2 protein-coding genes are annotated in these 2,737 nt (G+C 57.0%); both read right to left on the minus strand.

The window, feature by feature from the left end; translation table 11 throughout:
• Window positions 1–1,189: IS4 family transposase (locus FJ147_28200; protein MBM4259765.1), on the minus strand; the 1,189-nt coding region annotated here is incomplete at its 3' end.
• 95 nt (window positions 1,190–1,284) lie between these two features.
• A complete protein-coding gene (locus tag FJ147_28205) occupies window positions 1,285–2,598 on the minus strand; it encodes a response regulator (protein MBM4259766.1) in 1,314 nt (437 codons plus the stop codon).
• Window positions 2,599–2,737: the final 139 nt, after the last annotated feature.

Genomic DNA, 2,737 nt, shown 5'->3' on the forward strand with positions numbered 1-2,737 from the left:
CGGAGGGCTTCACCGGCTTGCTTTCGCGCCCCGGCGCCTCCCGTGCTACGAGGCTTGAGTCTGTTGGCCTCGGTCGGACTTGCACCGACTGGGTGAGAGAACCTTGGCTGGACACGCCCACTTGCCAACGTAAAGAATACGCGAGCCCCACGGTCGGGGCGGACCAAACGGTAGCAGGGACATTGGTAATGAAGAGATTCCACGCCAGCAGCGTGAGATACGCCTGGGAAGGTGTGTACCCGCGCTGCTTGGCGACGGCATACGCTTGCCGCCGCCGTTCATTCGCGATCGCTTCGGGCATGCGCATGGCGATCAGGCGGGCGGGGACCCGCTCGTAGGCCCCCAGCGCCACGGCTTTCTCGATCACTGACGGGGTTTCGTGCGCGAGCCACTGCGCCAAATCCAATGCCTGCTGGCGCCCATCCCTGATCTCCCGTACCGTCGTCTGATGATTGAGCCGACTGAGGAAATAGGCCCGGGCCGCAGCAATCGTGGCAAACGCCGCGAGTTTGAAGTAGCCCAAATCAAACAGAAACAACGCGCCTGCGCGGGCCAACTCCACTACCGTATCCACATACTTGTTATCGGGAACATTCCACGGGAGGAGCGCGAAGTGATCGAAGGTATGGCTCTTGTAGTCCCAGACCAGTTGAATCTTTGCCCCCGCTTTGCTGCCACTGCCGCCTGCTCCAGGAAATTCCTTGGCCAGACTCTCCGGCAACCCAAAGCCCGTACTGTCGGCGATATGGACACGCGGAAACGGCGCAAAGATCCCGTCCTCACAAATCGTGTCGCCGGTATGGAGCTTGGTAAACGCGGTCTGCACCAACTCCTGCAAAAAGGCCACCGCCCGCGCCGTCATCCGTTGCTGCAGCGCTTCGGGTGTTATGTCCACCGGGTCGTCCAGTTGCCCCGCTTTAGCGGCCAGTTGCGCCACCGTCGTCTTCGCGGTACTCCAGCGTCCCAAGGTGATCAAGGCTACAAACAGCTTGCCGGTAATCTTAGACGCGCGCTGCACGAACTTGGTGCGCCGCGCACTGGCTTCAATCTGGTCGGTTGAAAAAAACTCTGTTAGCTTCTCCACGGTGCTGAGCCACGGCTTGGCCATCGCAGTCTCCTCTCGTTCGCTCGTCGATGACATCCTCATGCCATCGTACCCCGAACCGGAGACTACGCCTTCCCCTATCATTTCATATGGTTAGTGCTTCGCTTAATGCTTATGGCGTGCGCACAGCGCACGCTACCCCAACTCCGATCCCGCACGTATATTGTTCGAGTAGGCAATCAGGCAGCGTTTTCCATCACGAAGCTATGCAACATTGGTGTCAGTTGCGTGATCGCTTCTTCGAGCTGATTGAGTGCCGCGTGCGCTGCGGATAGTTCTCCTTGTCTGCTGAGATTCTCCAAGCGTAATGCTGCCGATGCGGCTGGCGCTGCGGCAAAGTTGCTGAGAGATCCTCTGAGCGAATTGGCCGCGAAGGTGAGGGCATGTGAATCCTGATGAGTCAAGGCTGTTCGCATGCTCTCAAGATGTTTGGGGCATTCTTGTAAAAAGATAGAAATAATTTCGTTGAGGAATTGTTGGTCTCCATCGACACGAGCTAAGGCTGCGCTCACGTCGAAGCCGATGTCGTCAGCAAGTGCAGACGATGCGACTTCAGCATCTCCAATAGGGGAGGTCCGACTGGTATGGCGTTCGAGAGCGGCCATCAGGTCAGGAGCGGTCAGTGGCTTGACGAGGGCGTCATCCATCCCAGCCTCTAAGCATTGCTCATAGGTTGTTCCATCGTCTCCGAGCAATCCGATGAGAGGGGTGTACGTTTGCTCTTCACGGTCGCGCTGGCGGATTTCCGCTGCGCTGACAATCCCGCTCATGCCAGACAGATTGTGGGCAATCAACACCGCGACGTAAGAAATGTTGGCATGGGCTTCGACCCCCTCATGGCCGTCGGTCGCAATGTCGACGCGATAGCCGCTTTGTGTGAGGAGCCGCGCCGCGAGTTTTTGCCCTTCCGGAGCGCTATCAATCACGAGCACCCGAGGTCGCTTCCGGGCGCGTGCTTCACTTAACGTATAGCGTGTCACAAGAGATGAATTGGGTGCGACTGTTTTCGGTGGCTGGTTCATGACGGTGGCGAGACACTCAAACAGTAATGACTGTGGCACCGGTTTGGGTAAATACGCGTCGATCCCTGCTTGACGTGCCCGTTGCGCGTCACCTTTCTTGCCGGTTGCCGTTAGTAAGATAATCCGGAGGGCAGCGAGCGTTGGGTTGTCGCGCAGCGTTGCCACAAAAGAGAGCACGTCGTGGTCCACTGTTGCCCAATTGATCAACACCAAATCATAGGGAGATTCAACTTCCGCTGCGACACTCAACATTTGTTTGGCATACTCAGGGTCGGCAACACTATGGCTCGCCATCCCCCAGCTCACGAGTTGTTCGTGCAATGTCATTTGTTGATCGCCAACGATAAGCACTCGCACATCGTGCAAATGTGCTCGTGGCGGTGGCGCAGCAAGGGCTTTCGGTGGTTGTCTCTCCAGGGTTACAGTAAACCACACGGTTCCTTCCTGTGACGGCTCTTGCGCAACCTCCATCTCCCCTCCCAGTAAGGCATGGGCAAGAATTAAGTTACCGATTAAGAGCGAGGAAGAAGCGTATAGTTCCAATCGCCATGAAACTTACCGGGTTTGATATTGAGCGCTTGAAACTCATCGTCGGAGACCTGTAGGCCTT

It is taken from the genome of Deltaproteobacteria bacterium, assembly GCA_016874775.1.
In the GTDB taxonomy this organism is placed as follows: Bacteria; Desulfobacterota; Binatia; order Bin18; family Bin18; genus VGTJ01.

What these genes read in the sequence shown, in the direction of transcription:
- FJ147_28205 (MBM4259766.1), bottom strand. Translation starts at nt 2,598, where the DNA reads ATGGAGGTTGCGCAAGAGCCGTCACAGGAAGGAACCGTGTGGTTTACT.